The organism is Proteus appendicitidis (assembly GCF_030271835.1).
Lineage (GTDB): Bacteria > Pseudomonadota > Gammaproteobacteria > Enterobacterales > Enterobacteriaceae > Proteus > Proteus appendicitidis.
Map to the genome: position 1 here is coordinate 2,541,491 of NZ_CP127389.1, position 25,404 is coordinate 2,566,894.

Sequence of the window (25,404 nt, forward strand, 5' to 3'; positions counted from 1 at the left end):
CGTTACTCATTCACCTTTACGCGATTACTAACAAATTAGGGGGCAGTTCCCTGCTTTGTCGTAATATTTGTCGATTGTGATGGCAAACTTTCCCCAGAAACTCCTGTTTCAACATTTTCCTTTTTTGATTCGGGAAGCTCAGATGCAGAAGACACAGACGAACCCGTCTGTGTGTTTCCTGCTTTTTCTTGTGGGGTTTCTTGCCCTGAAAGTAGAGGTTCAATTTCTGAAGCCCCTGTTACTGTCGGTGCAACCCGCTCATTTTCTTGTACAATTTTTTGTTCTGCTTGCTTCGTTAAGACCAAAATACTGATCCGTCGGTTAGCAGGTGCAAAACCATCCTCTTTAACTAAATGAACTGTTGATGCCATACCTACAACACGCAACACTTTCCATTCACTCAATCCCGCACCAATTAATTCTCGACGAGAGGCATTCGCGCGATCCGTTGATAGTTCCCAGTTACTATATTTAAAAGCGCCACTTGCATAAGGAATATCATCGGTATGACCCGATAAACTGATTTTGTATGGCGTGTCATTTAAAATAGGTGCTATTGCCGTCAAAATATCCTTCATATAAGGTTCAACGGTAGCACTACCGACCCTAAACATAGGTCTGCTTTCTTTATCTATAATCTGAATTCGTAATCCTTCATCCATCATGTCTATTAATAAATGAGGTTTCAGATCTTTTAACCGAGGATCGTTTAAAATAACTTGCTCTAAATTTTCTTTTAATCGGCGAAATTGTTGCTTTTCATTGAGCTGTTTATCTTCCTGGCCTTTTGGCAAAATATCACCTTCGTTATAGACAGGATCACGCCCTCCTCCAGGAATAGGATTGGTTGCATCCCCACTAAATCGCCCTTTTTCAATCGCGACTTTTAATGGCGTACGAAAATATTCGGCTACACGAGTTAATTCTTGTGGACTAGAGATTGAAAGTAACCACATGACAAGAAAGAAAGCCATCATTGCAGTCATAAAGTCAGCATAAGCTATCTTCCATGCACCACCGTGAGCGTTATGTTGCTTTCTCCCTCGCTTTTTAACTCGAATGATCTGTGAATTACTCTTCATAATTACTCTTCTTTCATTGCATCAGGATTTGCCTGCATTGGTGTCCGTACCTGACGTACATGTTCTTCCAATTCAATAAAAGAAGGTCTGTCTGCCAGAAAGAGGGTTTTACGTCCAAATTCAACCGCTATCTGTGGTGCATATCCGTTCATGCTAGATAACAATGTTGTTTTAATGCACTCCATCATTTTCATTTGCTGACTAGAGCGCTGTCTGAGTCTAGAAGCTAATGGTGAAATAAAGCCATAAGCTAATAAAATACCTAAGAAAGTACCAACCATTGCATGTCCAATTAATACGCCCATTTCACCGGCTGGTCTATCCGCAGCACCTAGCGCATTAACAACACCCATAACAGCGGCAACGATACCAAACGCAGGGAGTGAATCCCCCATCGCTGATAAACCTGTTGCAGGGACTTCGCTCTCTTCCTCAAAAGTTGCAATCTCTTCATCCATCAGAGATTCAATTTCATAAGGGTTCATATTCCCTGTCACCATTAAACGCATATAGTCAGTAATAAAACTGAGCATATAAGCATCTTTCATAATGCGAGGATATTGAGAAAAAATGTCACTTTGTTGTGGGTTTTCGATATCTCTCTCTAATGCCAACATCCCGTTCTGACGTGCTTTTGACAATAAACGAAACATCAGTGCCATTAAATCCATGTACATCGCTTTATTGTAATTTGTACTACGAAGCAACTTCGGTAGGATCTTCATTGTTGATACAATTGCTCTACCATTATTACCTACAATAAAAGCACCGACACCGGCACCAAAGATGATTATAAATTCGGCTGGCTGGTACAAGGCGCCTAAACTACCACCGACGAGAAGATATCCCCCGATGACGGCGCTCATAACCACGATATATCCTAAGAGTACTAACACGCGATATCCCTTTAGCTAATTTCGTTATAGAGAGAATGGCGAACATAGCAGCAAGAGATAGGAGGGGGAGAGGAAACGGCTCAGGTTATAGATAACTAAACTCTATAACCTGATATTTAACTTTCAATCTCGAATCACATTGCAAACTGTTCAAGACCATCCAACAGTTGTAAGTTAATATCGGCAGGATTGGCGGAAAGTTTACGTTTTTTTATTGCGCGAGAAGGTGGCTGGCAAAGACTACAAACATAATTGCTAGCTGGCTGGTGTGCGTGTGTAATAAATGAACCATTACATTTGGTACAAACGGAAAGTTGCAACATGCCACTTTCAACAAAGCGTACTAATGTCCATGCTCTTGTTAGTGCTAAAATAGGTTCTTGATCTTTAACAGGTGGACATTGTTCTAAATATAAACGATAAGCTTTAACAACAGCCTCAACACCAACACAACCGCCATTTTTTAATAAAAAGCGATAAGCGTTATAAAACATTGAAGAATGGATATTTTGTTCCCATGTCATAAACCAATCCGTTGAAAATGGCAGCATTCCTTTTGGAGGGGGGCTACCTCTTAATTCTTTGTATAATTTAATTAAACGCCCCCGACTTAATTGAGTTTCACTTTCAAGCATTTGTAAGCGGGCACCCAAGGTGATTAATTCCATTGCTAAGCGAATATCTTTCGCTTCTCGGACGATACTTTTCTCACTCATTGTTATGCCCGTTTCTTTGTCGCATTAGTGTCTTGTTCCGATAACTGACGAAACAAGTTAGAAGAAAGAAGAATGCCAGTATGAATTTGTTGTAAATCATCCACTCTAGATTCTTTAGTGAGTTGTTCTATTGTTTCGCTGTCTTCAAACCGGAAATTACAGATTAGTTGGTTTGTTTCAGCCAACTTAACCAATTGAGGCAATGTAAGCTCTGCTAGCGCATCCGCCATTGCGTCACTAATCCCAAGCCGAAACATTGCGGAAGCCTTTTCTTGGTTAATTAACCTTTGCGCTAAAAGCAAATACGATAAATTTATGTCATAAATATGCTTAAGCAATTCAACCGTACTCATCTCTTTACATCCCGTCCGATTATATTGAACAAAGAGGATCTCTCTAATGAAAGATCCCGAGGAAATTAATATAAATGTAATATTAAATTTCCAGGCCCCATTTTATGAACATGACTCGTAGTAACACTACCTTGTATTACTTAGTTACGGTCATTTTCAAAAGTAGCGAAAAAAACATTTAAATTAAAAGTAAACTTTAAATGCTCGCCAATATAGCTCGTTAAGAATAATCCTAACGCCACAACTTTACTCCCTAACGATTAAGTTATTCAACGGATAAAGTAGTCTAATTTAAATACTATGTGAGTCACATCACAAAAAGATAATCATTATTATGGAATTAGTTCATTAACTATTCAAGTGATAAAAGTAATAAAACTTGGTGTAAATTAATAAGCTAATCTACCCAAATTAAAATATTAATGATAATTTTTTATTTTATACGATCTATTAAACTTATAAACCTAAAAATACAGCATAAAAATTTGACAAATCCGCAATTGTAGATTTTTTTGATCACAGTAACATATATTGATATATCTCCTCCTCATCTTTATCTAAACAAGGCTCCCAAATTTAATAAATATTTCTATAGATATTATTTTTTTCGTCATTTACGTAAACCTTCAGAAATGATCACTTTTTATTTACAATTTGTTTGAAAAATAATCAATTCTAATTATTTATAGTTATCCTAAATTTTTTTATTATTTTGCAACAGAAATTATTCTTTAAAATCAACACCATAATTCAATACATTTATTAAGCAGGACGATAAGTCATATAAAATTAAATTCTTAGTTATGCATCTTCACCCTTAAATCATTGAATATTTATTTCCACATTATTAAAGTTTCAACCGTAATAATACAATTTAACTAATGATTATTAAGCGCTATTTAACACTTAAATTACAGAACTCTTAATAAGTGTTTTCTTGGTTGTAAATTAATCACATAGAAATAATACCCACACATAAGTAAGTTTTATTTATGAATTACAGTGTATTTTATGAACAAAATAAATTTTAAATTACCACAACTTTAATATAAAAATAGAAGAGTATTTTTTTATTTAATTAAATGAAAAAACCTGTTATTTAATTATCAATTCAAAATAGAATATAAAAATAATACATCATTTAACTTAAGTTAAATTTAAAAAAACAAGCATTTTTTTATAAAATAAAGTCATAATTTATTAGTGTAAAAAATTAAATTAAAATCCGATTATTTTTCTCCTTATATAGATATATATTAATAAAATAATCGACAATTAATTAACAATATAATACCCATTAAAAAAATATAAAGAAAAAAAGCAGATTTATAATTTATGTCTTATATAAACACACCTCTTTTTTTATAGAAAAAAGACATTTTATGAAATATAAATTTCAATTTCATAAAAAAAAATCCCAAGATCTCCAATATAAAGTGATTAATTCATAAAATAATAATGCAGAATATAAATTCTGTTTTTCCTGTTATCAACATTATCTCAACACAATAAACGGCGGTAATGGCAAATATGACAACCTGAAGTTAACACTTGTATACATCAACTTTTTCAATGTAAAGACAGAAAAACAAATATGATCAAAATAACATCTCATTGACTATTCTATTAGCATTAGTGCGAACTAAAAAATATCAAATGTTACCTTTTAGCCCCAAAACAACCCCTAACAGCAATTGGTTTTGCTCTTACCAATGATGAGCATTGTTTCACTTTCTCTCTTATCGTGTAGTTAACCTCTTTTTTTCAACCTAGCTAGCACAAGTATCAAGACATTACAGAGCCAAAAGTGCTGACTTCGTAACAGCGTCATTACTTAACAAAAGTTGATGTGGATGGGCTTAGCAGAGTATAAAGATTTATATATCGGTATATCTTTACTTAAAGCGCTAAAATATATCTCTAAATATTTCTCTATTCTAATCACTAATTTTACTCATTTTGTTACCCTTTTTATGAGTAATTTTGCGTTTAAAAAGACTTTTCCTCTCTATAAAAACCTAATAAAAATATTGGTGTATCTAAATAATCAAGGCTTATATCTCATTTATTAGATTAGTCTTAAAAACCAATAACAGAGCTTAGTATTCTATACACCCAAACTGTTCTAAATTTTTGGAAAAGAAAGGTTTTGAAAAATATTGTAACCGTATTTTTCAAAAGTAATAATTGAGATTATTCATGTCGTGAATGCAAATACTTTATGCATTGCTTTCAGTTCTATTGAAATGAGTTACATCGTTTTTAGTAAGCAAACATGAAATGATTGTTCACCCTTTTATACCAGCAATTTTTTAAATTAAAGTTCCTCTTATCGTTGTTTTTATCTTTTTTAGTAAATCGAAAAAGGTCAGTACCACAATTATCTTTTATATATATTTTTACAGCAAATACTAATGACACATCTATTTCACACTAAGATAATTCTCTTTCTGTAATAAGTAAGATTTACGTCCTTGACAAAGTTGTAAACAAGATAATTTTGAAATTATTATTTTATTGAATGGAAAGAGTGGTGTGATTTTTCTACTCTTATTATAAGATTACTTATTGGTATCATTTTCTCTACATGACCTTTACAAAAAATCCTACAATTTTTCAAAAGATTTTCATTCATAATTGATTAGTGATTACAAACAACATACCGCCGCAATTCATCAGCTTTACTGTAGAGGTCTAAACTCACCGTTTTCCTGAATTTTCCCCCATTTTTTGAATGGTCTAATTTGATTAAATTAAAAACATTACTCAAAAAATCATACTTAAATTAAATACGATAGAAAATATTGATAAAATTTTCACCAAATACATTGAAATAATTTGAGAGTATAATTTAGGTATTAAAAAAAAATTCAATATAATCAATGGAAAACATCTATTTTCACCCCAAATTCTATACTGCATTAAGCCCCTTAATAACGATTTTTTGTCCTACAATACTCCTAAGTACCTCATTTAATAAGTAAACCAAGGGTAGCAATCGCTTACTTGATTTTAGCTTTTTCTATTTATTAAAAACAAAATAAACAAAGATAAATCAAATCAGCCTAGAACGAGCAATCAATAAAGATGAGAGAGCGCATCAAATATACCTAAACTCTGTTCAACTTTTTTCATTCATAACTCATGATATACGGGTTAACCACAATACAAATAATTGGACATGAATCAATTTAGGTAAAAATGTTTGTTTTTATTAAAACGAAAATGAATATATTCCCCCCCCTACTGTGTATTTTAATTAGTTTTTTTAAGTTCATTTTTCTACTTTTTATTCCATTAAGTAATAGTTACAAAAATAATAATTACACAAACAAAATACTTTATTTCTATATATCAGTAATAATACGTAACTTATGGCTAAGATCTCATTATTCACATCAGAGAAATGAGTTTTAGAATTAAGCCTTATGCTAAAGCTCTTAATAACTTGAGGCTTGGATAGGCAAAAGTGAATGGTTTACGAAGAACAAACAAAAATATGTGACTGGGATGAATAAGCATAATCGACGACACAACAGCTTGAAATATGGCAGCTCTATTACTTACAAATTGCAAAGTTATATTCTTTATAACTTTTATCAATATTCATATTCCTTTTTGAAATAACTTTATAATTGGATATCTATCTCGGTCTTTATACGACAAAAAAACGCCCTACATTTAATATAGGGCGTCTTAAGTAGAAAGATAGTATCTTGAAAAGATCCATCAAGCGGGATGCTCTGCCGCTATCTTCCAATTAATTGCACTGACACTCTTTTCTAAACTTACTCTGCAAACAATCGCTTCTATCTCTTTTTGCTCGACAGGTGTTGCCAGTAATTCAGCACAAACTTCCAACTGGCTAGGCATCAATGTATCAGCACTGCTTAAAGACTGTAATCGAACGTGTAATCCATTGATGGCTTGCAAAATAAGTGTTCTCACTAAAACTTCATCTTCTTCATGACAAATAATTCGTATTGAGTAGCGTTGCTCTATATCTATTGCTTGATGTTGTGGTTGCGCGTTTATCCGCTGAGCAGCCTCTCGCAGTAAGATATTCGCACAAAGAATAAGAACTGTTGCTATGGTTGCCAATTGATATAAACCTAAGCCACATAACACGCCAATTCCTGCTGAACACCAAAGCGTGGCAGCTGTATTAAGCCCCCGTATATTCATTCCTTCACGCATGATCACACCTGCACCAAGAAACCCAATACCTGAAACAACTTGAGCCGCAATCCGACCAGGGCTATCTGGCGAAGTTTCTATTGAACTTAAAATAAAAACAGCCGCACCCGTTGCAACTAAAGCATTTGTTCTTAAACCGGCCATTCTTTGTCGCCATTGACGTTCGGCACCAATCAAAGCACCAAGACACATTGCAATCACGAGATTTAAAATATAAGGCGTCATCGTCATGTTTATTTCCTCTACATGATGATTAAAATTGATATGAAAATTTTGCTCTGATAATTCAGAGTGTTGAAATTAATTCATCGCCTTAGGTGGAGGAAATAGAGAGAAAAAAATGTAGCACATAAAATTACCCTTCTTATTTTAGAAGCATAAGGGAAATTATTTGGGTAAGTGCATAATAGGAATATATAAGAAAGGAATATTACAATGCACTGCCCACCAAAATGGTAAGCAGTTTTAGTGAAGAAAACAGCTTACCTGTTATTTTGAATAAAATTATTCTCGATTAATGGGGTTATCATTAACCTACAACTTTGTGTCTCCACAGTGTTTTCTCCTAACTGAAATTTGGCAAAAGTATAAGTAGCTGATTTGAAAATGTAAATGAACCGTACCTAAACGTCAGTCACTTTTGCTGTATTGGTCTAACAAATGTCCCTTCTCCGCCCTCTTTTTCATTAAAAAACCAAATTCCTTTTGGATATTCAGGGAGTGATACTAAATACATTATGCCTTCATTAAATTCTTCGACAAGTAGGATAGTTCCTTCACGATCGGCAATACCATCAGTTTTCACAACAACGTTATCATTAACCTGCATTTTCTCTCCTGATAAATATTATCATTCTCTTTTTCTTTATTTTACCCATAAAGAAAAAGCCTGCCACCATAAGGTGACAGGCTTGAAGAAAATTTTTAAAAGGCTTTAAATTACAGAGCTGTTACGTTAGCAGCTGCTGGACCTTTTGCACCGTTTTCAATTGTGAATTCTACGTTCTGACCTTCAGCCAGAGTTTTGAAACCGTTACCTTGAATGGCAGAAAAGTGAACGAATACGTCTTTGCTTCCGTCTGCTGGAGTAATAAAACCAAAGCCTTTAGACTCGTTGAACCACTTAACTTGACCTTTCATTTTGTCAGACATGTGACTTTCCTATATATCAATAAAACGTTGCCTTCTCGGCATCTACTGGCCTGAACTACCTATAACTTATGGGCACACATGAAGAAAACGGTCAAAAAGCGATGCTGTTTAAAACTCATTAACTTAGAATGTCAATCATAAATCAGGTCTGTATTGAGGCCTTACTCATTAACGCATGAGACAAGTTTAATAGCAATAGTTTTATGCGTCTAAAGATTAAAAAAATGCGAATTGCACATTAAAAATACAATTCTTCCTCTATTTTTATCACTGTGCATAAAATTTATTTGATATTTTATCTCTATTATTAACAATGACTAAGAATATTCTTAGTCACCTAACAATAACAGTTAATGCCAGAATTAAAAAAAACTGTTCTACCCGCTTATCTTGTCCCCGTGATAATCTAGTAATAAGAAACAAGTTTGCAACATTCATCTCTTAAGGTATTTACAATGAATGTATTAAAAGAAATCTTAGAGCGTGATTTAGACCGGATCAATAAAGCAGAAAAAAGAGACGGGAAACCACATTTTAATAGTCAGTTTTTAAAAAACCATATCTGGTTATGTATCAGTATGGTTCTTTCTTATATATTGCTTGCTGCGTTATTAATTTATTCACCTTATTTTGGTGTTATCTCGCTCGTGCTCTTTACTGTGATGTTCTTAGTGATGGCTGGTATCTTGTTATTTGATATAAAGCCTATTTATAAATTTGAAGATATTGGCGTTCTCGATTTGAGAGTTTGCTATAACGGTGAATGGTATACCTTTGAAAAACTTTCTGATGAAGCCATAAGTGAGATCCACCAGCACCCGGCAATATCCGAAAAAATAAAAGAAGACATTCGCGAGATTATTAGTAAAAAACAAGAAATTCATTTTTACGATGTGTACTTGATGGCATTTGATCCTGTTCAACAATCAATTTCAGCATCACAGTTATCCCCTCAAATTTAATTGATTCTCCGTGTGACATATAAAAACACGGAGAATAACTGCTATTATACAGAGAATAACTTCTATTATTTAGCCACTTTGTTGATAAACCAACCAAACAGATGTTTAATCCACTTTTAACGTTGACACTCTGATATATCATCGTTATTATGCGCCTCGTTCTCACGAGAACTCGCTTCCTCCATAGTTCAGTCGGTAGAACGGCGGACTGTTAATCCGTATGTCACTGGTTCAAGTCCAGTTGGAGGAGCCAAATTTAGAAAAGCCCGCGCTATTACAGTGCGGGCTTTCTGCGTTCTTATTATCTACATTAGCTATCACCTAAATCAGCGACCTAAATCCAATCTGGATCGTTATCTTGATTGATTAATAGATAGATAATTTATAGCTGGCACGATAAATACCTAATCTGCTATTCCAATAATTTCTCGTTTTAGGTGTTTTTTATACGCTTCAACGTCTTGTTCTATTTGCGGTTGTTTCACCACATCAAACATTCCGAAAGTTTTTAATCCTTCCATACCTAAAAATTGATTCGCTTTATGGAATGGAAAATAGACAGCATCAATTCCTTTTCCTTCAAAGAACTGTTCTTGTTCTTCAAAAGCGCCAAAAGGTGCATTCCAAGTTACAGAAAGAAGATACTTTTTGCCTTGTAATAATCCACCCGAACCATATTTTTTCGAAGGATCTTTTCGTGTACGACCATCATCAATATACATTTTGCCATACCCAGCACTAAATACATCATCAACGTATTTTTTTAAGATCCAAGGACCTTCCATCCACCATGCTGGCATTTGATAAATAATGACATCGGCCCATAAATATTTTTCAACTTCTTCGTTATTATCATAACCATCATCAATTCGTGTTGATTGCACATTTATCTGATGCGAAGACAACAATTCTGTGGCAACTTGCGTTAAATGGTCGTTGAGTTTTCCTTTAGATCCATCAAACTCTTTTGCAGCATTAATAATAAAAACATTAGTCACTTCTAAACTCCTTTGCATACTCATCGTTAATAAGATGACTGTAACGCAATTATCTATTACTGCCTTAACTCATTTCTCCATTATTCTTGCCTAATAATCCAAAGATACTCTTTCTGATCCCGATACTTTTAATCGTTGAATATCTTTTAAAGGTGATAAGCCAAATAATCGCTGATATTCACGGCTAAACTGTGAGGGGCTTTCATAGCCGACAATAAATGCGGCTTCAGAAACGTCACTCATTTCAATCAGCATGATCCTTCTTGCTTCATTCAGTCGTAGCCATTTTTGATATTGCAACGGTGTCATGCCAGTTCGGTTTTTAAAGTGAAAATGAAATGAAGAGGCGCTCATACCCACCAACGTTGTAAGATCTTCAATCCGAATTATTTCGCGATAATGTTGTTTAATCCAATCCAGGGCATGGCTAATTTGCCGACACTGAGGATGTTGTGATGCTAATAGTTGCTGACGCGCACCATCATTCGATCGTAATAAGTAATAAAGGATCTCTTTTTGGATCAAAGGAGCAATAAAAGGTGCATCTTCTGGTGTATCTATTAGTTTTATAAGCCTTGTTACGGCTTGTAAGATTGGCGCGGTTGCTTGAACAATTTGTTGAGCGCGGATCTCATTATTTTGTTGTAGTAATTCAAACTTATTTTCAGCTAGCAGTTCAGGTAATAGAGCGAGGTCTAACTTTAGTAATATTGCTAAAAAAGGCGTTTCTTTTGAAGCTTCACAAACTTTAGCAAAGGTTGGTATTTCTGATGAGGTTAGAAGCATATTCATAGGGCGATAGCAATTCGTCTCTAACCCTATCGTTATCCGCTTTGCACCTTGTGCAGCAATAGCCAAACTGGGTTCATACACCCAGCCTTCTGACTCTGTAATAGAGGTATATCGACATAACGCTAAACCAGAAACTGCAGTATCCCATCCCCCTTCTTTATCTTTTGTATATAGAAGAAGTGTTTTTTTAAATTGCTCAAACTCTAATATCATCGGGGATGATAAGTTCGTCGTATCCATCGTCTCGGGATCTTTAATTAGTCTTTGAATTTGTCAGATTGTATTACTAAACAGTATGAAAAACTTTCTTTTAAAAAAATGCTTTATCTTTTCTTTCTCATGTAAGACTCATTTCAGCGAGTAGAAATGTAATTTCGAATATTATTTCTACTGATAACCATTTATTTTTTATACACTTTTATCAAAAAAGAAACAATATGATGCACTCTTGAGCAAACAGTTATTTTTTTCATTTTTTTACTTTACAAGGTGAGCGAGGATCGCTATTATTCGCCTCGTTCTCACAAGAACTCGCTTCCTCCATAGTTCAGTCGGTAGAACGGCGGACTGTTAATCCGTATGTCACTGGTTCAAGTCCAGTTGGAGGAGCCAAATTTAGAAAAGCCCGCGCTATTACAGTGCGGGCTTTTTGCTTTCTACTCACCAGTTATTTTTATCCCTCTATTTTCTTGTTTATGCCCTTTGTATCCTCTACATATTCATCTTATATATCTGCTATTTCTATTCAGTTTCTATTTCGTGTTAACTCAAAATCATCAATAAAAGAATGCCTGTTTATAAGACTGTTTCAATCAGCATCACTCTACTGACTATTTTTTAAACTCAAAACGACCTTATTTGATTTAAAAACCATAAATTAGTTATTTTTTAACCACTTAAACTATTATTTCACTTTTTTTACTTTACAAAGTTCATCACCCTCGCTATTATCCGTCTCGTTCTCACGAGAACTCGCTTCCTCCATAGTTCAGTCGGTAGAACGGCGGACTGTTAATCCGTATGTCACTGGTTCGAGTCCAGTTGGAGGAGCCAAATTTAGAAAAGCCCGCGCTATTACAGTGCGGGCTTTTTGCTTTCTACCTTCTCTATTATCAAAGCTTTCTCCTTTTTCTATCCATTTTATTTTTCAAAGTCTGCATTGTCTAAAATACGTTATCTCTTTATTTTTTATCTTTATTTTCAATTTTCAGTGTGAAAAAAATAGCCATTTAAACGCGTTCATTATGTCATTATTAGATTATCTGTTTTAGAAACACACAATGTGTTGTTTATCTATGCATTTAAACAAATATTGTCGATTGTCCTTTGACATATCAAATCACCCACTATATGATACACGCCACTTAATGTTGTTCCTCCATAGTTCAGTCGGTAGAACGGCGGACTGTTAATCCGTATGTCACTGGTTCGAGTCCAGTTGGAGGAGCCATTTCTTTTTGTGTCACCCTCGTAACCTTTTGATTTTATTCTCTGTTTTACCTTACAAAATTCCAAACACATAATAAAAAAATGCGATTAAATGGTAGCTATTTAATCGTTTTCGTATTAGCATTCGTTTCCGGCTTGACTATCTAGTCCAATCCAATCCTTGATCTTTCGATTTTCCTAAGACACACGGAGCCGGTATATGACCACTGCACAACCTATCACCCTCACTATTCGCCGTCCTGATGATTGGCATGTTCACTTTCGTGATGATGACATGCTAAAAACTGTTGTTCCTTATACCAGTCGCTATTTTGGCAGAGCTATTGTCATGCCAAATCTTGTTCCACCGGTCACAACGATTGAAGCTGCTCGCACTTATCGTGATCGCATCAAAGCGGCTATTCCTGCCGGTGATAACTTCGAACCGTTAATGACTTGCTATTTAACCGATAGCACATTGCCTTCAGAAGTAGAACAAGGTTTCTTACAAGGTGTTTTTACCGCTTGTAAACTTTATCCTGCGAATGCAACAACTAACTCAAGCCATGGTGTATCAGATATCACAAAGATTTATCCTATCTTAAGTGTGATGGAAAAAATCGGCATGCCATTGCTGATCCACGGCGAAGTAACCGCTTCAAGCATCGATATTTTTGATAGAGAAGCACGTTTCATTGATAGCGTTATGTCTCCTGTACGCAAGCAATTTCCTGAGCTAAAAATTGTTTTTGAACATATTACAACTAAAGAAGCCGCTCAGTATGTATTAGAAGGAAATGAATTTCTTGGTGCCACCATTACTCCGCAACATTTGATGTTTAACCGCAATCATATGTTGGTTGGTGGCGTTAAACCTCACCTATATTGCTTACCTATTCTTAAACGCAACGTTCATCAAGAAGCACTAAGAGAAGCGGTTGCATCAGGAAACTCTCGCTTTTTCTTAGGTACGGATTCCGCACCTCACTTACAACATCGCAAAGAATCATCTTGTGGTTGTGCTGGAGTATTTAATGCGCCAACCGCACTAGCAGCCTACGCAACCGTATTTAAAGAACTCAATGCATTACAACACTTTGAAGCCTTCTGTTCTCTAAATGGTCCTCGTTTTTATGGTTTACCCGTTAATGAAGGAACAATCACATTAACGGAAAAAACGGTTGAGGCGCCAGCACAAATCCTGTGTGGTAATGAAGCGCTTATTCCTTTCTTAGCAAATGAAAATATTCATTGGGATATCACTGTCGATTAATCCTTCCCCTTGATATTTATCTAAAATGCACCATATAACATTTGTTCGACTGTTAATGGTGCATTACTCTGTTATCAGAGCCAGCACACATTTTTTTGTTATAACAAAAATTTATCTTTTTAATCACGATAAATCTCGTATACTGAAAAGTAACCACTTTGTGTGGGAGCTTCTCTCTTAGTCAAAACCGGTTGTATGATTAGGAGGTATTATGAGTAGAAAAAATGAAGTTATTCAGACACATCCTGTTGTAGGCTGGGACATCAGTACCGTTGACATCTACGATGCCATGATGTTGCGTTTACATTATCTTCCTGAAAACGAACATCATCCAGAAAACGCAGTTGTAGATAAGACACTTTGGCTGACAACAGACATAGCTAAACAGTTGATTCATATTCTTCAAGCAGGTATTGATAAAATTGAATCATCTGAAGATTCTGTTTCGGACAACACCAAGCATTAATAAAAAGATCTAGAAAAGATAGCGAACGCAAAGCAGGAGTACTTGGTACTCCTGTTCTTTTTTTATCCCTCTACAATCCACTATCACATATTTTTTATATCAATATATAAACCCGCTCTTACTGTATGCAAATAATTAGCCATATTAATAAATCAACTTTCATTTAATTAAAATGTAATCATAACCTTTTTATTCGATATATCTTCAAAAAAAGAACATATAAGCCGAATTGACATAAAATAAGGTTATCTTTATTTTAATAAATTAAAACAGCTACAAACAAGGAAGTTATTTGTGAAAGTATTAATTATTGATGAATGTTTTTTTACTCGTAATGGTATAAAGCATTATTTTTCGAAGAGAAATGTAAGGCATGAAATAATTGACATGTCATCTATACAAGAAGCCAATAATTATATTAATCACTCAATGCCAGATATTATATTTATTGACCTCACAAGATATTGTCGAGAAATAGCACATTGCCCACATTTACAACTTTTTTTTATTTCAACAAGAAGCTGTCGGCTTTATCTTTATCTTGATGCTAACTACCCAGACAAAGAAAGACCTATCGCATTGACAAATAACTGTTTTATCCTTCCAAAAAAAATACTTCCTTGGGTGCTTGAAAAGACATCTTTATTCACTTCTCGCTGCCAAGTTTACTTTCCAACCTATAAACATTCATTATGCTCTATTTTTAGCTCACAAGAACAAAAAATTATTAATTATTGGATGAATGAAATACCTAATCATCAAATTGCTAAAAAACTCTCTATTAGTAGTAGCACAGTCTATTCTCACAAAAGGCATATTACCGAAAAAATTAATGTGAAAAATCGAATTGAATTATTTTTCATATATAATATTTTAAAATATATATATGAGAAATAATCCCATTAAGTCCTAATAAAAAATAAATAGCAGAAAAAAAGGGAGCCAATTCACATTATTACTCCCTGTAAATGAGGTGGCTAATATGCGTGTTGGCCACCTTAAATTTATTGAAATATTATGTATGTAGGGTACATGTAATATTAAAATAATTAAACTGATCTAGTTCTATCTTACAAAAGATAAAGTAAAACTGATTTGTGGTGCAATCACTCCACTCTTCTTTTTAATAAAGAGTGGAGTGATTATTTAAAATACCAAATTGATAATTAAGCTATACGCTCAATCTTAGCTGGTAAGCCTTGACGCACAGATGCACCAGATACCCAATCTAACCATGTATTAGTGATTTGACGTGTTGGATCGGCAAACCCTAAATCATTAAGGTTGATACCGCTGCCAATACCTTTATCCATCGGTAATGGTTGTTCATCTAAGTAATGCTGACGTGAACCTAACTCTTGATGCCCATATCCATGTTCAATCGCTAAAACGCCCGGCATTACGCCATCGAGTAAGCTAATCTCCGCTTCCACTTGTCCACCCGGTGTGACAATGCGAACTTTATCACCATGATTAACACCCCATTTTTTACCATCTTGAGGGTTAATCGCGACTAAGTTACTTGGTTTTACCATTCTTAAACGCTGGATCATGCCTGTTGAACTACTCACCACATGAGACTTAAAGGACATTAATTTTAATGGCCACTGCTCTTCAGGATAGTGCTGATGAATATCACTACCATCCGATAAACGTGGTGGATAATAAGTCGGGCAACCACTATAACGTTCGCCTGTTATTGCATGATGGTTTTTTGCCACTTCTTCATTCCAGATTTGTAATGGCTTTTTCCACTGTGGCCCTGTTTCTTCACCATTCCACGCTTTGTCATAAGGAGCGAAACGACCGCCTCGTGTATAGATATACGCAACCTGAAGAACTTCTTCATTTTTTAATGTTGAGGTTATCGCAGGTAAAATACGGTCTACCCCACTTAATAAAATATCTTCATTGGTTGCAGGGGCAACAGGTTTTTCCCCCATAAACGCCATATTAGCGGCAACACGTAAATAGTAATCTTCTGCACTATTGATTGGATAGAAGTTACCATCCATATCTTCAATTGCTTTCTCACCAAAGCCTGGCAAATCTAAGGCTTTTGCCACAGCAATACAGAATGTTTCCATTGAAATTGGCTGACCATCTGCTGTTTTTGCAACGCGAGGTTCAATAATCGGCCAGCGTGCTGTACTTGCTTTAGTTTGAACACCAGACCAAGGCGCACTAAATCCCCAGCTCTCAAAGTTATGTGTATCAGGAACAATATAATCAGCCAGCGCTGTTGTTTCATTCATAAAAGCATCAATACCAATAATCAAAGGTAGGTGCTTCGGATCTTTCAAGCGCTCTTCCATCACTTGGCGAATACCCGCAATCCCATAAATAGGGTTGGTCATATTCGTTATCCATGCTTTTAATGGATAAGGATAACCCGCTAATGCAGAGCCGAGCTGTTCAGTTAATTGCCCAGCAGCAAACGGATACCAAGGCGCTTTTGCTGGATATGGAGATTCTCCTTTCTCTACACGCTCACGGTACTCATCAGATTTCTCATAGGCTGCTTTACTGCGTGATAACACCATGCCTTTGGGTTTAACTTTACCTTTAAAGCTATCCATTTTGTAACATGGGCCATCGGTTGCACCATTAAACTTACCGCCACCAACAGATACCCCACCTTTAAGGTTTAAGTTACCGATTAGCGCATTAAGCATAATCACGCTCCACGCGGTATAGAAACCATTGCCGCCCATCATACCGCCATGAGAGATAACCGCAGCTTTTCGACCATAAGCAGTAAATTCACGACCTAATGCAGCAATTGTTGTTTCTGGTACTTTACAACGTTCACTATATTCCGCCAGTGTCATACGTTTAGCTGCGTCATCAAGTAACTGGAAACTTGATTTAACCGTAACGGTAGCACCCGTTTTTAATGTCACAGTATGCGTAGCAAACAATTGAGCTTTATTGACTTGGGTTGATGGAACTAATTCACCTTCAAGTGATAAAACTAAGGCTTGCTCTTCCCCTTCAGCAACATCATTAAAATGCGCTGTTGTCAGCATTTGCCCTGACAGAGGATGTTTTTCATCACTGATCACAAGATGAGTCGCATTCGTCCAGCTCTTCTCACCCATATTTTTCATTGAAACTTCGCTTGGCACTGACAGATAATCTGCATTGTAGCGATTGTTTTCAATGATCCAGCGGATCATCCCCATGACTAAAGCTGCATCTGTTCCCGGTTGAACTGGAACCCAATGCCCATGATCGTTAGCTAATGTCGTTGTTAAAGGCAAAGCAGGTGCAACAACCACATAGTTGAACGAATCACGAATACGTGCGTTAGCTAACTGACGACCTTGACGCTTAAATGGGTTACCTGATTGTGCCGGTGATGTGCCTAAGAACAGAGCAAATTCAACATAATCCCAGTCAGGCTTAACGTGGGCATTTTTATCTAAATCGTTCATTAACGCGCCAGAGCCAGCACGGTACGCTAATCCACAATAAGAGCCATGAGCACCAAAGTTTTTACTACCAAATGAGTTTTGAGCAAAGCGACGAATAAACGTATCTCGTCCATCATCACCCGCATTTGTCATTAATAGTTGATTAGCTTTAGGGCCTAAAGCCGGTTGCTTTGGATCGATTAAAGTCTCTAAATCACGAATGGCACGTAAACCATCAACATGACCTTCACCAAAGAGATCACCACCTTCAACAATTTCTTGGATCAACTGCTCAAAACTGATACGTTTCCATTTACCTTCACCGCGTTTACCCACGCGTTTCATCGGTTCAAGAATACGTGTTGGACTATCAAGGCTTTCCATCATGGTTGCACCACGAGCACAAGCCGTAGAGCGGTTTTCTAAACCACTTTCTCCCCCCATTTTTTCAAATGCTTCTTTAATTGGCATGTTATAGCCAAAATGATGATCATGAGAAAGTGGATGATAAGGGTTACCCGCAATACGTAAAACTTTATTATTTGCTCTATCAACACGGGCGCGAACGCCACATTGTGTCCAGCAACCAAAGCATTGCGTCATACAAACAGATTGATCTGTATTTGCTTGCCATTTTGCGTCTTTTACAACTTTACCTTCAGGTAATAAAGAGTTTCCGTTGATCCTATCAAGTGTCACTTTGCCTGATGTGCCATCAACTAAACCATCTATGGCACGTTTAGCAACATCACGGTAGCTGGCAGCAAATGCGGCAATACCACCGATAACTAATCCACCTTTAAGCCATTGACGTCTTGTAAACTTAGCCATGCTGCACTCTCCTGACAACCCAACGAATACTTTCTCTAAATAAAATAGTTAACGCTATCCACAATCCAAATGTACCGACAATTGCCATCAATCCATCATTACCTAGCGTAAACTCATAAGGGTTTGTAATTATGTTATATTTTGGAATGTATTGAGCGCCCATCAACATCAACCAGCGTAATACCCACGCAAGCCCCATCGAGACAAATGCCATGATGGTAATAAACGCAACCGAACGTACTTGTTTTGCCATCAAAAGTCCCATTGCGACGGAGATACCCCATAGTGCGATAACGCCCATAGCACTCCACCAGCCAAGACTTCCCATTACTAATTGTTCTCTAATTGCCTGGCCTGAAATCGTATCGCCTGCAACCCAAAAGCCCGTACATACTGCTAATAACATTAGCGAACTCACAAACCACATCGCTAACTCACGTTGATGTACAGGTTCACGACGAGTTCCTAATGCGAGTAATGTCGGTAGTACTTGCATTGCACTAAAGAGCAACAGTATTGGTAACCAGTAGGTATACAGCACAGGTCTTGCTTTTAAGATAGAGGCTTCGCGACCTGTATATAACAGCAAACCAATCGCAGTTAATGAGCAAGCTAATGCTACCCAACGCGTTAATTTGTATTCACGCTTCCAGACTAAGCGAACGACCATTGCAGCAAAGTAAAGCATGCTAAATGCTGAGAACAACGGCAGTAAGAGTGATCCCCATGCCATCCAAGACCACGGTGTTGGATAAGCATAGAAATGCCAAACGCGTGCTGTTTGGTGTAAATCTGCTGTTAAAGCAAGAGGTGCCGTAATGCCAGCAGTTACGGCAATAAAAACAGCAACCGCTTCTAAACGTTGATTACCTGCACTGCCTTTCCAGCACTGCCAGCACGCATAAAGCGTTGCACTACAAGCAATACCGATAAAAAAGAAATATTGCACAGCCCAAGGTAACCAAAAATATTCTTGAGGGATGGCGATGACTTCTTGAATTTGAGAAACTTGCGGGATCATAAGTGAACCTCCTGATGCCATAACGCGGGTTGTCCTTGACCTGCTAACGGTTGTACAAATGCATCATCGAGACCGAGATAGAAAACTTGTGGTAATGTGCCGCTTTCTGGTTTTAATACTTTCAGCTCTTTTTCATGTGTACGCAGCATCTTGCTGATAGTGCTATTAGGATCTTTCATATCGCCGATAATACGCGCGCCGCCAACACAAGATTCAACGCACGCAGGCAATAATCCAACTTCGAGGCGATGAGCGCAGAAAGTGCATTTATCTGCTGTTTGTGTTGAGTGATTAATAAAACGTGCGTCATAAGGACAGGCTTGAACACAATAAGCACAGCCAACACAGCGTTCATTATCAACGACAACAATGCCGTCTTTACGTTGGAAAGTCGCTTGCACAGGGCAAACGGGTACACAAGGTGGTTCATCACAATGGTTACACAATCTAGGCAGTAAGACGTTGGTTATCCCCTCTTGCCCCTTGATAGCAACCTGATATTGGTTTACTGTCGTCCTAAATTGTCCTTGAGGCGTCTGATTTTCGATGTTACAGCTCACAGTACAGGACTGGCATCCTACACAGCGACGTAAATCAATCAGCATACCGTAGCGTTTATCTTCCGAGCCTTCACGACGCTCAGGTGATAATTTAATGCCGGCTTCAGCTAAAGGAACCAGTGAAGCACCCGCAGTAAGGACCCCTAATTGTTGTAAAAATTTTCGTTTTCCAAGATCCATATTTGTCTCCAGCATCACTCAATAACACAATCTCACTATGAGTGAAGGAAATAGAAATTAAAAAGTATGTGTTTTGTTATAAGTGCATTGTAAAAATTACTGAAGATGACACCTATTGTGGTTTACCACATACCAAGTGCGAACTTGATCCAAGACAATATTTAACATTAGATATTTATGACGATAAAACAGACAATTGGGATAAGAAACGCAGTAAGTATCGGGTTATTACTGCTCTTTTTTGTACTTCCTCTGCAAGCCACAGCAAAAGAGTGGACAATCGGTGTTTTAGCACTACGTGGTGATGCATCCACGCAAAGACACTGGCATCCACTTGTTGACACATTAAATGAACAATTTCCGTCAGAAAACTTTGTGTTAATGCCATTAAATCTGGAGGAGATGAAGTTAGCCGTTGCAAAGAAAAGTGTTGATTTCTTACTCACAAACCCTGCGCAATTTGTTCAATTAGATAATGCATTTCCATTACGCTGGTTGCTCTCTTTACGTTCTGGCTATGAGCCGGATAACATGACACGAAATGTTATTGGGAGCCTCATTCTTGTCCGTAACGATAGCCCGATTACTTCTGTACATGAATTAATCGGAAAACGCGTTGGAGCCATTGCCCCCGATGCCTTTGGTGGCTATCTTTTAGGTTACAAAGCGCTAAGAGAAGACGGTATTGATCCGGATAAAGATTTCACATTACGTTTCACTGGTTTTCCGGCTGACGCTTTACTTTATCTCTTACGAGATGAAGATATTAATGCGGCAATTATTCCCGTCTGTTTACTGGAAAATATGGATAGTGAAGGGCTTATTCGTAAAAGTGATTATCGCCCCTTGATTTCTTATCAAACCAATACGCCATGTTTAACCAGTACACCGCTCTACCCTAATTGGTCATTTGCGGCACTAGATACCGTTCCTGATGAACTTGTTGATAAAGTCACTCGCGTTTTACTCACTGATGATAGTAAACCGATGAAATGGGGAGCGCCGGCTTCCCATACACAAGTTGAAAATCTATTAAGGGAAGTCAACCAACATCCTCGACAAAGGCAGCTTTGGCAAGATGCGAAAAGTTGGGCTATTCAGCACCAATTTATTATTGGTCTTTCATTGGCTGCTATCCTTTTTCTCATCCTAAACCAAGTCTGGATCAGCTATTTAGTTAGGCGTCGTAGTCGCCAACTGGAACTGGCTCACAATCGATTAAGACAGCAAAAGGAAGAGTTAGAACACGCTCAACGCTTAAATATATTGGGAGAAATGGCATCGGGATTTGCTCATGAGCTTAATCAGCCCCTTTCTGCCATTAAAAGCTATGCGCAAGGGAGCGTTATTCGCCTTAAAAAAGAGAATGAATCGCACCCATTGCTACCTGCATTACAACAAATAGATAAGCAAGCGCAACGCGGTGCTGATATCATTAGAAATCTACGTTTATGGGTTGGAAAACAAACACCTAATACCGATAGTATTTTGCTTTCTCATCAAAATATTGCGGAGTGTATTCAACACATTTGGAAGCTTTTACGCGTAGAAGAAAAATACCCTCAGGTTTCACTGATCACCCATATTGATGAACATGATACCCTGTGTTTACCTGAAACATTATTAGAGCAAATTTTATCGAATTTAATCACCAACAGTCTCCAAGCTGGCGCTAAAGTACTAAAAATTAGCACCCATAAGGCACCTGATAGGTTACTTATCGTCATTGAAGATGATGCTGGTGGAATGAGCCACAGCCAACTTGAACAGCCCTTTTCCCCATTCCAAACAACAAAAACAGAAGGGCTTGGATTAGGTTTAGTCATTTGCCAACGTTTATTGCTTTCTCAAGGTGCTGATATTCATATTGAAAACCAAAAGAATGAACAAAATAAAGTTGGAATAAAAATCACACTTATTTTTCCTAACAAAAATAAATAACGGAGAAAAAATGCCAACAATTCATCTTGTTGATGATGATCTTGCTGTCACTGATGCTTGTCAGTTTTTATTAGAAAGCTTAGGTTATTCAGCCCATGTCTGGAATGATAGCGAATTCTTTATCAACAATGTCAATCTCTATCAGCAAGGTGTTGTATTGTTAGATATGAGAATGCCAAAACCCGATGGCAGGCAAGTCCACCAACATTTAATTGATAAGCACAGCACCCTTTCTGTCATTTTTTTAACTGGTCATGGCGATATTCCCATGGCAGTTGAAGAGATCAAAAAAGGGGCTATCGACTTTCTACAAAAACCCGTTGATAGCAATGCGTTGTTATCTGCTTTAGATGCAGCATTTATTGAAACCAATGCGCGTTTTACCGCACATGATATTCGTCGCCGTTATGCTTCATTAACCCCAAGAGAAAAAGACATTGCTTATTATGTTATTCAAGGATTAATGAACCGAGAAATTGCAGAAGTTGCTTGTGTGTCGATAAGAACGGTCGAAGTTCATCGTGCAAAAGTAATGGACAAAATGGCAGCTAAAAATATTGCCGAATTGGTGACGGCATTACAAGGCATCGAAATAATTTCACCTAATTTATGACAAAATTTCTGATCTGCACCAAAAAGTGTCACAATATAAGATATTCATTGGAAAAATAGTAAATAGATAGGCTTATGATAAAGTCACCTCAATTTAAAAAATCATTTTTGCAGCCTAAATATTGGCTGACTTGGTTTGGGATCGGATTACTCTATATTCTGGTTCTGCTTCCCTATCCTGTCATTTATTGGCTAGGCACACGCCTAGGTCGTTTCTCTAAAGTTTTTTTAAAAAAACGCGTCCAAATAGCGGAACGTAATCTTGAACTCTGTTTTCCACAGATGCCAAAAAGTGAACGAGAAGCCTTAGTTAATAAAAATTTTGAATCTGTTGGTATGGGATTATTCGAAACGGGTATGGCGTGGTTTTGGCCAGATTGGCGGATCAAACGTTGGTTTAAAGTCAGTGGGATTGAACATATCAAAAAGGTTAAAGACTCAGGACAAGGGATCTTACTTATTGGGATCCATTTTCTGACACTAGAGCTTGGTGCTAGAATTTTGGGTATTTGTAATCCTGGTGTTGGTGTTTATCGTCCTAACGATAATCCCGTTATGGACTGGCTACAAACATGGGGTCGATTACGTTCTAATAAATTTATGATTGACAGAAAAGATGTCAAAGGCATGATCCGTAGTTTAAAAGCAGGTGAAATTATTTGGTATGCACCTGACCATGATTATGGTCCACATAAAAGTGTTTTTGTGCCTTTGTTTGCAGTTGATAAAGCGGCAACAACAACGGGAACTTATATTCTGGCAAAAACGAGCAAGCCCGCATTAATTCCATTTACCCCAAAACGCTTACCTGAAGGCAAGGGTTATGAATTAATTATATCGCCACCTGTTGCTGATTTTCCTATTGATAATGAGGAAAATACCGCTAAAGCAATGAATAAAGTAGTTGAACAAGAGATTTTACGCGCGCCAGACCAATATATGTGGTTACATCGCCGCTTTAAAACTCGTCCAGAAGGTGACGCTTCTTTATATAACGAAATAAAGAAAGTACACTAAGTACACTAATGACAAAGTGGCTGTTTTGAAATAAAACAGCCACTTTGTTATATTATAATGCACTGAAATAACAATAATAAAATCAATAACAGTATAAGCTATAAACTCCTGCGAAACACATTATAAGAGCAAGACCTATCGCACTTATTCTGTATCATGGCTATATTCTTATTCATCATAAAATAAGAAAACCGACTCGTTGTTGCCACGCTCAACATCACTACGGTTATTGTCAGCCTATTTTCTTGGTTTACTCTCTCGTTCTCGGCTAAAGGAGTAACATGGATCTCAAACCCCGAAATAACTCTTGGAAACGTAATCTCTATATTGTCTGGTTTGGTTGTTTTCTAACTGGTGCCGGTTTTAGCCTGATCATGCCCTTTCTTCCTCTTTATGTAGAAGAACTTGGTATAACCGATCACGAAGAGCTTAACCTTTGGACAGGTGTTGCATTTAGTATTACTTTCCTTTTTTCTGCCATTGCAGCGCCTTTTTGGGGGAAATTATCAGATAGAAAAGGTCGAAAATTAATGCTGTTACGCTCCGCTCTTGGTATGGCGATTGTGATGGTATTAATTGGATTTGCTCAAAATATATGGCAGTTATTAATATTGCGAGCCTTACTTGGTGTATTAGGTGGCTTTGTTCCGAATGCCAATGCGTTAATTGCCACTCAAGTTCCTGTTAAAAAAAGCGGTTGGGCATTAGGGACACTTTCGACAGGTGCAGTGAGTGGTGCATTAATAGGTCCTTTAATTGGCGGTATGCTTGCCGATCTCTATGGTTTACGTCCTGTCTTCTTTATTACATCTGCCGTTTTATTTATTTGCTTTTTAGTCACCCTCTTTTTTGTCAGTGAAAACTTTACACCGGTTTCTAAAAAAGACGCATTGACCACAAAACAAGTATTCTCATCACTTAAAAATAAAAGACTCGTTGTATGCCTATTTTTCACTACGATGATCATTCAAGTCGCAACAGGCTCTGTTACGCCTATTTTGACACTTTATATTCGTGAATTAACAGGCTCTGTCAGCAATCTTGCCTTTATCAGTGGTGTTGTCGCCTCTGTACCCGGTATTGCCGCACTTATTAGCGCCCCTCGTTTTGGTAAATTAGGTGATCGAATTGGCCCAGATAAAGTCCTTCTTTTTACTCTCGGACTCTCTATTTTTATGTTAATTCCAATGGCATTGGTCAGTAATTATTGGGAACTTGGCGCACTACGTTTTTTACTTGGGGCGGTCAACGCAGCCATGTTACCTGCGGTACAAACGCTAATTCTTTATAACATTACGCCTGCTATTGCAGGGCGAATTTTCAGCTATAACCAAGCACTAAGAGATGTTGGAAATGTTACAGGACCGTTAATGGGCGCTTTTGTTGCGGCAAGCTATGGATTTAGAGCTGTTTTTTATTTCACCGCAGCCGTTGTCTTTTTTAATCTAATTTATTCTTGGTTAAGCTTTAGAACCCCACAAGAAAAGTAATCAAAAAATCTATAAATTAGA

Annotated in this window: 20 protein-coding genes and 4 tRNA genes; 12 read left to right on the forward strand and 12 right to left on the reverse strand. The window is 36.9% G+C overall.

All coding sequences use genetic code 11. The features are described from left to right. Positions 1-35 precede the first annotated feature (35 nt). The 7 genes from motB to cspE all read right to left on the reverse strand — a co-directional run bounded on the left by motB (position 36) and on the right by cspE (position 8,396). Positions 36-1,082: a flagellar motor protein MotB gene (gene motB / locus QQS39_RS11975; protein ID WP_196736387.1), complete on the reverse strand. Its 1,047-nt coding sequence runs from the start codon at positions 1,080-1,082 to the stop codon at positions 36-38. A 2-nt stretch (positions 1,083-1,084) separates the two neighbouring features. Beyond that, a complete protein-coding gene (motA, locus tag QQS39_RS11980) occupies positions 1,085-1,978 on the reverse strand; it encodes a flagellar motor stator protein MotA (protein ID WP_151435500.1) in 894 nt (297 codons plus the stop codon). Positions 1,979-2,112: 134 nt separating this feature from the next. Continuing rightward, positions 2,113-2,694, reverse strand: coding sequence for a flagellar transcriptional regulator FlhC (gene flhC / locus QQS39_RS11985; protein ID WP_006533207.1), 582 nt, complete (start codon positions 2,692-2,694; stop codon positions 2,113-2,115). A 2-nt stretch (positions 2,695-2,696) separates the two neighbouring features. Next, positions 2,697-3,047 carry a flagellar transcriptional regulator FlhD gene (gene flhD / locus QQS39_RS11990; RefSeq protein ID WP_151435501.1) on the reverse strand — a complete coding sequence of 117 codons (351 nt, stop codon included), beginning with the start codon at positions 3,045-3,047 and terminating at the stop codon, positions 2,697-2,699. Between the two features lie 3,729 nt (positions 3,048-6,776). Continuing rightward, a complete protein-coding gene (locus QQS39_RS11995; RefSeq protein ID WP_151435502.1) occupies positions 6,777-7,475 on the reverse strand; it encodes an MgtC family protein in 699 nt (232 codons plus the stop codon). 403 nt (positions 7,476-7,878) lie between these two features. Next, complete coding sequence (gene dsrB / locus QQS39_RS12000) at positions 7,879-8,073, reverse strand: protein DsrB (RefSeq protein ID WP_196736388.1); 195 nt, start codon at positions 8,071-8,073, stop codon at positions 7,879-7,881. A 110-nt stretch (positions 8,074-8,183) separates the two neighbouring features. Continuing rightward, positions 8,184-8,396, reverse strand: a complete 213-nt coding sequence (gene cspE / locus QQS39_RS12005; RefSeq protein WP_004243573.1) for a transcription antiterminator/RNA stability regulator CspE — start codon at positions 8,394-8,396, stop codon at positions 8,184-8,186. Between the two features lie 455 nt (positions 8,397-8,851). Here cspE and QQS39_RS12010 point away from each other — a divergent pair, with 455 nt between their 5' ends. After that, complete coding sequence (locus QQS39_RS12010; protein WP_285804608.1) at positions 8,852-9,358, forward strand: YlaC family protein; 507 nt, start codon at positions 8,852-8,854, stop codon at positions 9,356-9,358. A gap of 177 nt (positions 9,359-9,535) precedes the next feature. Beyond that, positions 9,536-9,611, forward strand: a tRNA-Asn gene (locus QQS39_RS12015). A 151-nt stretch (positions 9,612-9,762) separates the two neighbouring features. Here QQS39_RS12015 and QQS39_RS12020 read toward each other — a convergent pair. Next, a complete protein-coding gene (locus tag QQS39_RS12020) occupies positions 9,763-10,356 on the reverse strand; it encodes an NAD(P)H-dependent oxidoreductase (RefSeq protein ID WP_151435505.1) in 594 nt (197 codons plus the stop codon). Positions 10,357-10,446: 90 nt separating this feature from the next. Further along, positions 10,447-11,388 carry an AraC family transcriptional regulator gene (locus tag QQS39_RS12025; protein ID WP_265576059.1) on the reverse strand — a complete coding sequence of 314 codons (942 nt, stop codon included), beginning with the start codon at positions 11,386-11,388 and terminating at the stop codon, positions 10,447-10,449. Between the two features lie 296 nt (positions 11,389-11,684). On the opposite strand from QQS39_RS12025, the gene QQS39_RS12030 reads away from it, so the two are divergent. From QQS39_RS12030 to QQS39_RS12055, 6 genes are all read left to right on the forward strand, one after another. After that, positions 11,685-11,760, forward strand: a tRNA-Asn gene (locus QQS39_RS12030). A gap of 365 nt (positions 11,761-12,125) precedes the next feature. Then, a tRNA-Asn gene (locus QQS39_RS12035) sits at positions 12,126-12,201 on the forward strand. 321 nt (positions 12,202-12,522) lie between these two features. Then, positions 12,523-12,598: transfer RNA gene (locus QQS39_RS12040), tRNA-Asn, on the forward strand. A 198-nt stretch (positions 12,599-12,796) separates the two neighbouring features. After that, positions 12,797-13,849 carry a dihydroorotase gene (gene pyrC / locus QQS39_RS12045; RefSeq protein WP_151435506.1) on the forward strand — a complete coding sequence of 351 codons (1,053 nt, stop codon included), beginning with the start codon at positions 12,797-12,799 and terminating at the stop codon, positions 13,847-13,849. Between the two features lie 211 nt (positions 13,850-14,060). Next, on the forward strand, positions 14,061-14,315 hold the full coding sequence (gene bssS / locus QQS39_RS12050) for a biofilm formation regulator BssS (RefSeq protein ID WP_064720401.1): 255 nt from the start codon (positions 14,061-14,063) through the stop codon (positions 14,313-14,315). A gap of 294 nt (positions 14,316-14,609) precedes the next feature. Further along, positions 14,610-15,212, forward strand: coding sequence for a response regulator transcription factor (locus tag QQS39_RS12055; protein ID WP_151435507.1), 603 nt, complete (start codon positions 14,610-14,612; stop codon positions 15,210-15,212). Positions 15,213-15,481: 269 nt separating this feature from the next. Here QQS39_RS12055 and ttrA read toward each other — a convergent pair whose 3' ends face one another. Genes ttrA through ttrB form a run of 3 tightly spaced genes read right to left on the reverse strand, consistent with a single transcriptional unit; the run spans position 15,482 to position 20,323 of the window. Continuing rightward, positions 15,482-18,562 (reverse strand): tetrathionate reductase subunit TtrA, encoded by a 3,081-nt coding sequence (gene ttrA, locus QQS39_RS12060; protein WP_285804609.1) that lies wholly within the window; start codon positions 18,560-18,562, stop codon positions 15,482-15,484. Further along, positions 18,555-19,583, reverse strand: coding sequence for a tetrathionate reductase subunit TtrC (gene ttrC, locus QQS39_RS12065; protein ID WP_285804610.1), 1,029 nt, complete (start codon positions 19,581-19,583; stop codon positions 18,555-18,557). Before ttrC ends, ttrA begins: the two co-directional genes overlap by 8 nt. Then, the gene (gene ttrB, locus QQS39_RS12070; RefSeq protein ID WP_151435510.1) at positions 19,580-20,323 is read right to left on the reverse strand and encodes a tetrathionate reductase subunit TtrB; all 744 of its coding nucleotides are present in this window, start codon (positions 20,321-20,323) and stop codon (positions 19,580-19,582) included. The genes ttrC and ttrB overlap by 4 nt, the downstream gene beginning before the upstream one ends. A gap of 177 nt (positions 20,324-20,500) precedes the next feature. On the opposite strand from ttrB, the gene ttrS reads away from it, so the two are divergent. From ttrS to mdtG, 4 genes are all read left to right on the forward strand, one after another. Then, positions 20,501-22,264 (forward strand): tetrathionate respiration histidine kinase TtrS, encoded by a 1,764-nt coding sequence (ttrS, locus tag QQS39_RS12075; RefSeq protein ID WP_285804611.1) that lies wholly within the window; start codon positions 20,501-20,503, stop codon positions 22,262-22,264. Between the two features lie 10 nt (positions 22,265-22,274). Further along, positions 22,275-22,877, forward strand: coding sequence for a tetrathionate respiration response regulator TtrR (gene ttrR, locus QQS39_RS12080; RefSeq protein WP_151435512.1), 603 nt, complete (start codon positions 22,275-22,277; stop codon positions 22,875-22,877). A 74-nt stretch (positions 22,878-22,951) separates the two neighbouring features. Next, a complete protein-coding gene (locus QQS39_RS12085; RefSeq protein ID WP_285804612.1) occupies positions 22,952-23,893 on the forward strand; it encodes a Kdo(2)-lipid IV(A) acyltransferase in 942 nt (313 codons plus the stop codon). 281 nt (positions 23,894-24,174) lie between these two features. Beyond that, on the forward strand, positions 24,175-25,383 hold the full coding sequence (mdtG, locus tag QQS39_RS12090) for a multidrug efflux MFS transporter MdtG (RefSeq protein ID WP_151435514.1): 1,209 nt from the start codon (positions 24,175-24,177) through the stop codon (positions 25,381-25,383). Positions 25,384-25,404: the final 21 nt, after the last annotated feature.

Coding starts and splice junctions, on each gene's coding strand:
- motB (WP_196736387.1), bottom strand. CDS start 1,082: ATGAAGAGTAATTCACAGATCATTCGAGTTAAAAAGCGAGGGAGAAAG.
- flhC (WP_006533207.1), bottom strand. CDS start 2,694: ATGAGTGAGAAAAGTATCGTCCGAGAAGCGAAAGATATTCGCTTAGCA.
- flhD (WP_151435501.1), bottom strand. CDS start 3,047: ATGAGTACGGTTGAATTGCTTAAGCATATTTATGACATAAATTTATCG.
- QQS39_RS11995 (WP_151435502.1), bottom strand. CDS start 7,475: ATGACGATGACGCCTTATATTTTAAATCTCGTGATTGCAATGTGTCTT.
- dsrB (WP_196736388.1), bottom strand. CDS start 8,073: ATGCAGGTTAATGATAACGTTGTTGTGAAAACTGATGGTATTGCCGAT.
- cspE (WP_004243573.1), bottom strand. CDS start 8,396: ATGTCTGACAAAATGAAAGGTCAAGTTAAGTGGTTCAACGAGTCTAAA.
- QQS39_RS12010 (WP_285804608.1), top strand. CDS start 8,852: ATGAATGTATTAAAAGAAATCTTAGAGCGTGATTTAGACCGGATCAAT.
- QQS39_RS12025 (WP_265576059.1), bottom strand. CDS start 11,388: ATGGATACGACGAACTTATCATCCCCGATGATATTAGAGTTTGAGCAA.
- pyrC (WP_151435506.1), top strand. CDS start 12,797: ATGACCACTGCACAACCTATCACCCTCACTATTCGCCGTCCTGATGAT.
- bssS (WP_064720401.1), top strand. CDS start 14,061: ATGAGTAGAAAAAATGAAGTTATTCAGACACATCCTGTTGTAGGCTGG.
- ttrA (WP_285804609.1), bottom strand. CDS start 18,562: ATGGCTAAGTTTACAAGACGTCAATGGCTTAAAGGTGGATTAGTTATC.
- ttrC (WP_285804610.1), bottom strand. CDS start 19,583: ATGATCCCGCAAGTTTCTCAAATTCAAGAAGTCATCGCCATCCCTCAA.
- ttrB (WP_151435510.1), bottom strand. CDS start 20,323: ATGGATCTTGGAAAACGAAAATTTTTACAACAATTAGGGGTCCTTACT.
- ttrS (WP_285804611.1), top strand. CDS start 20,501: ATGACGATAAAACAGACAATTGGGATAAGAAACGCAGTAAGTATCGGG.
- ttrR (WP_151435512.1), top strand. CDS start 22,275: ATGCCAACAATTCATCTTGTTGATGATGATCTTGCTGTCACTGATGCT.
- QQS39_RS12085 (WP_285804612.1), top strand. CDS start 22,952: ATGATAAAGTCACCTCAATTTAAAAAATCATTTTTGCAGCCTAAATAT.
- mdtG (WP_151435514.1), top strand. CDS start 24,175: ATGGATCTCAAACCCCGAAATAACTCTTGGAAACGTAATCTCTATATT.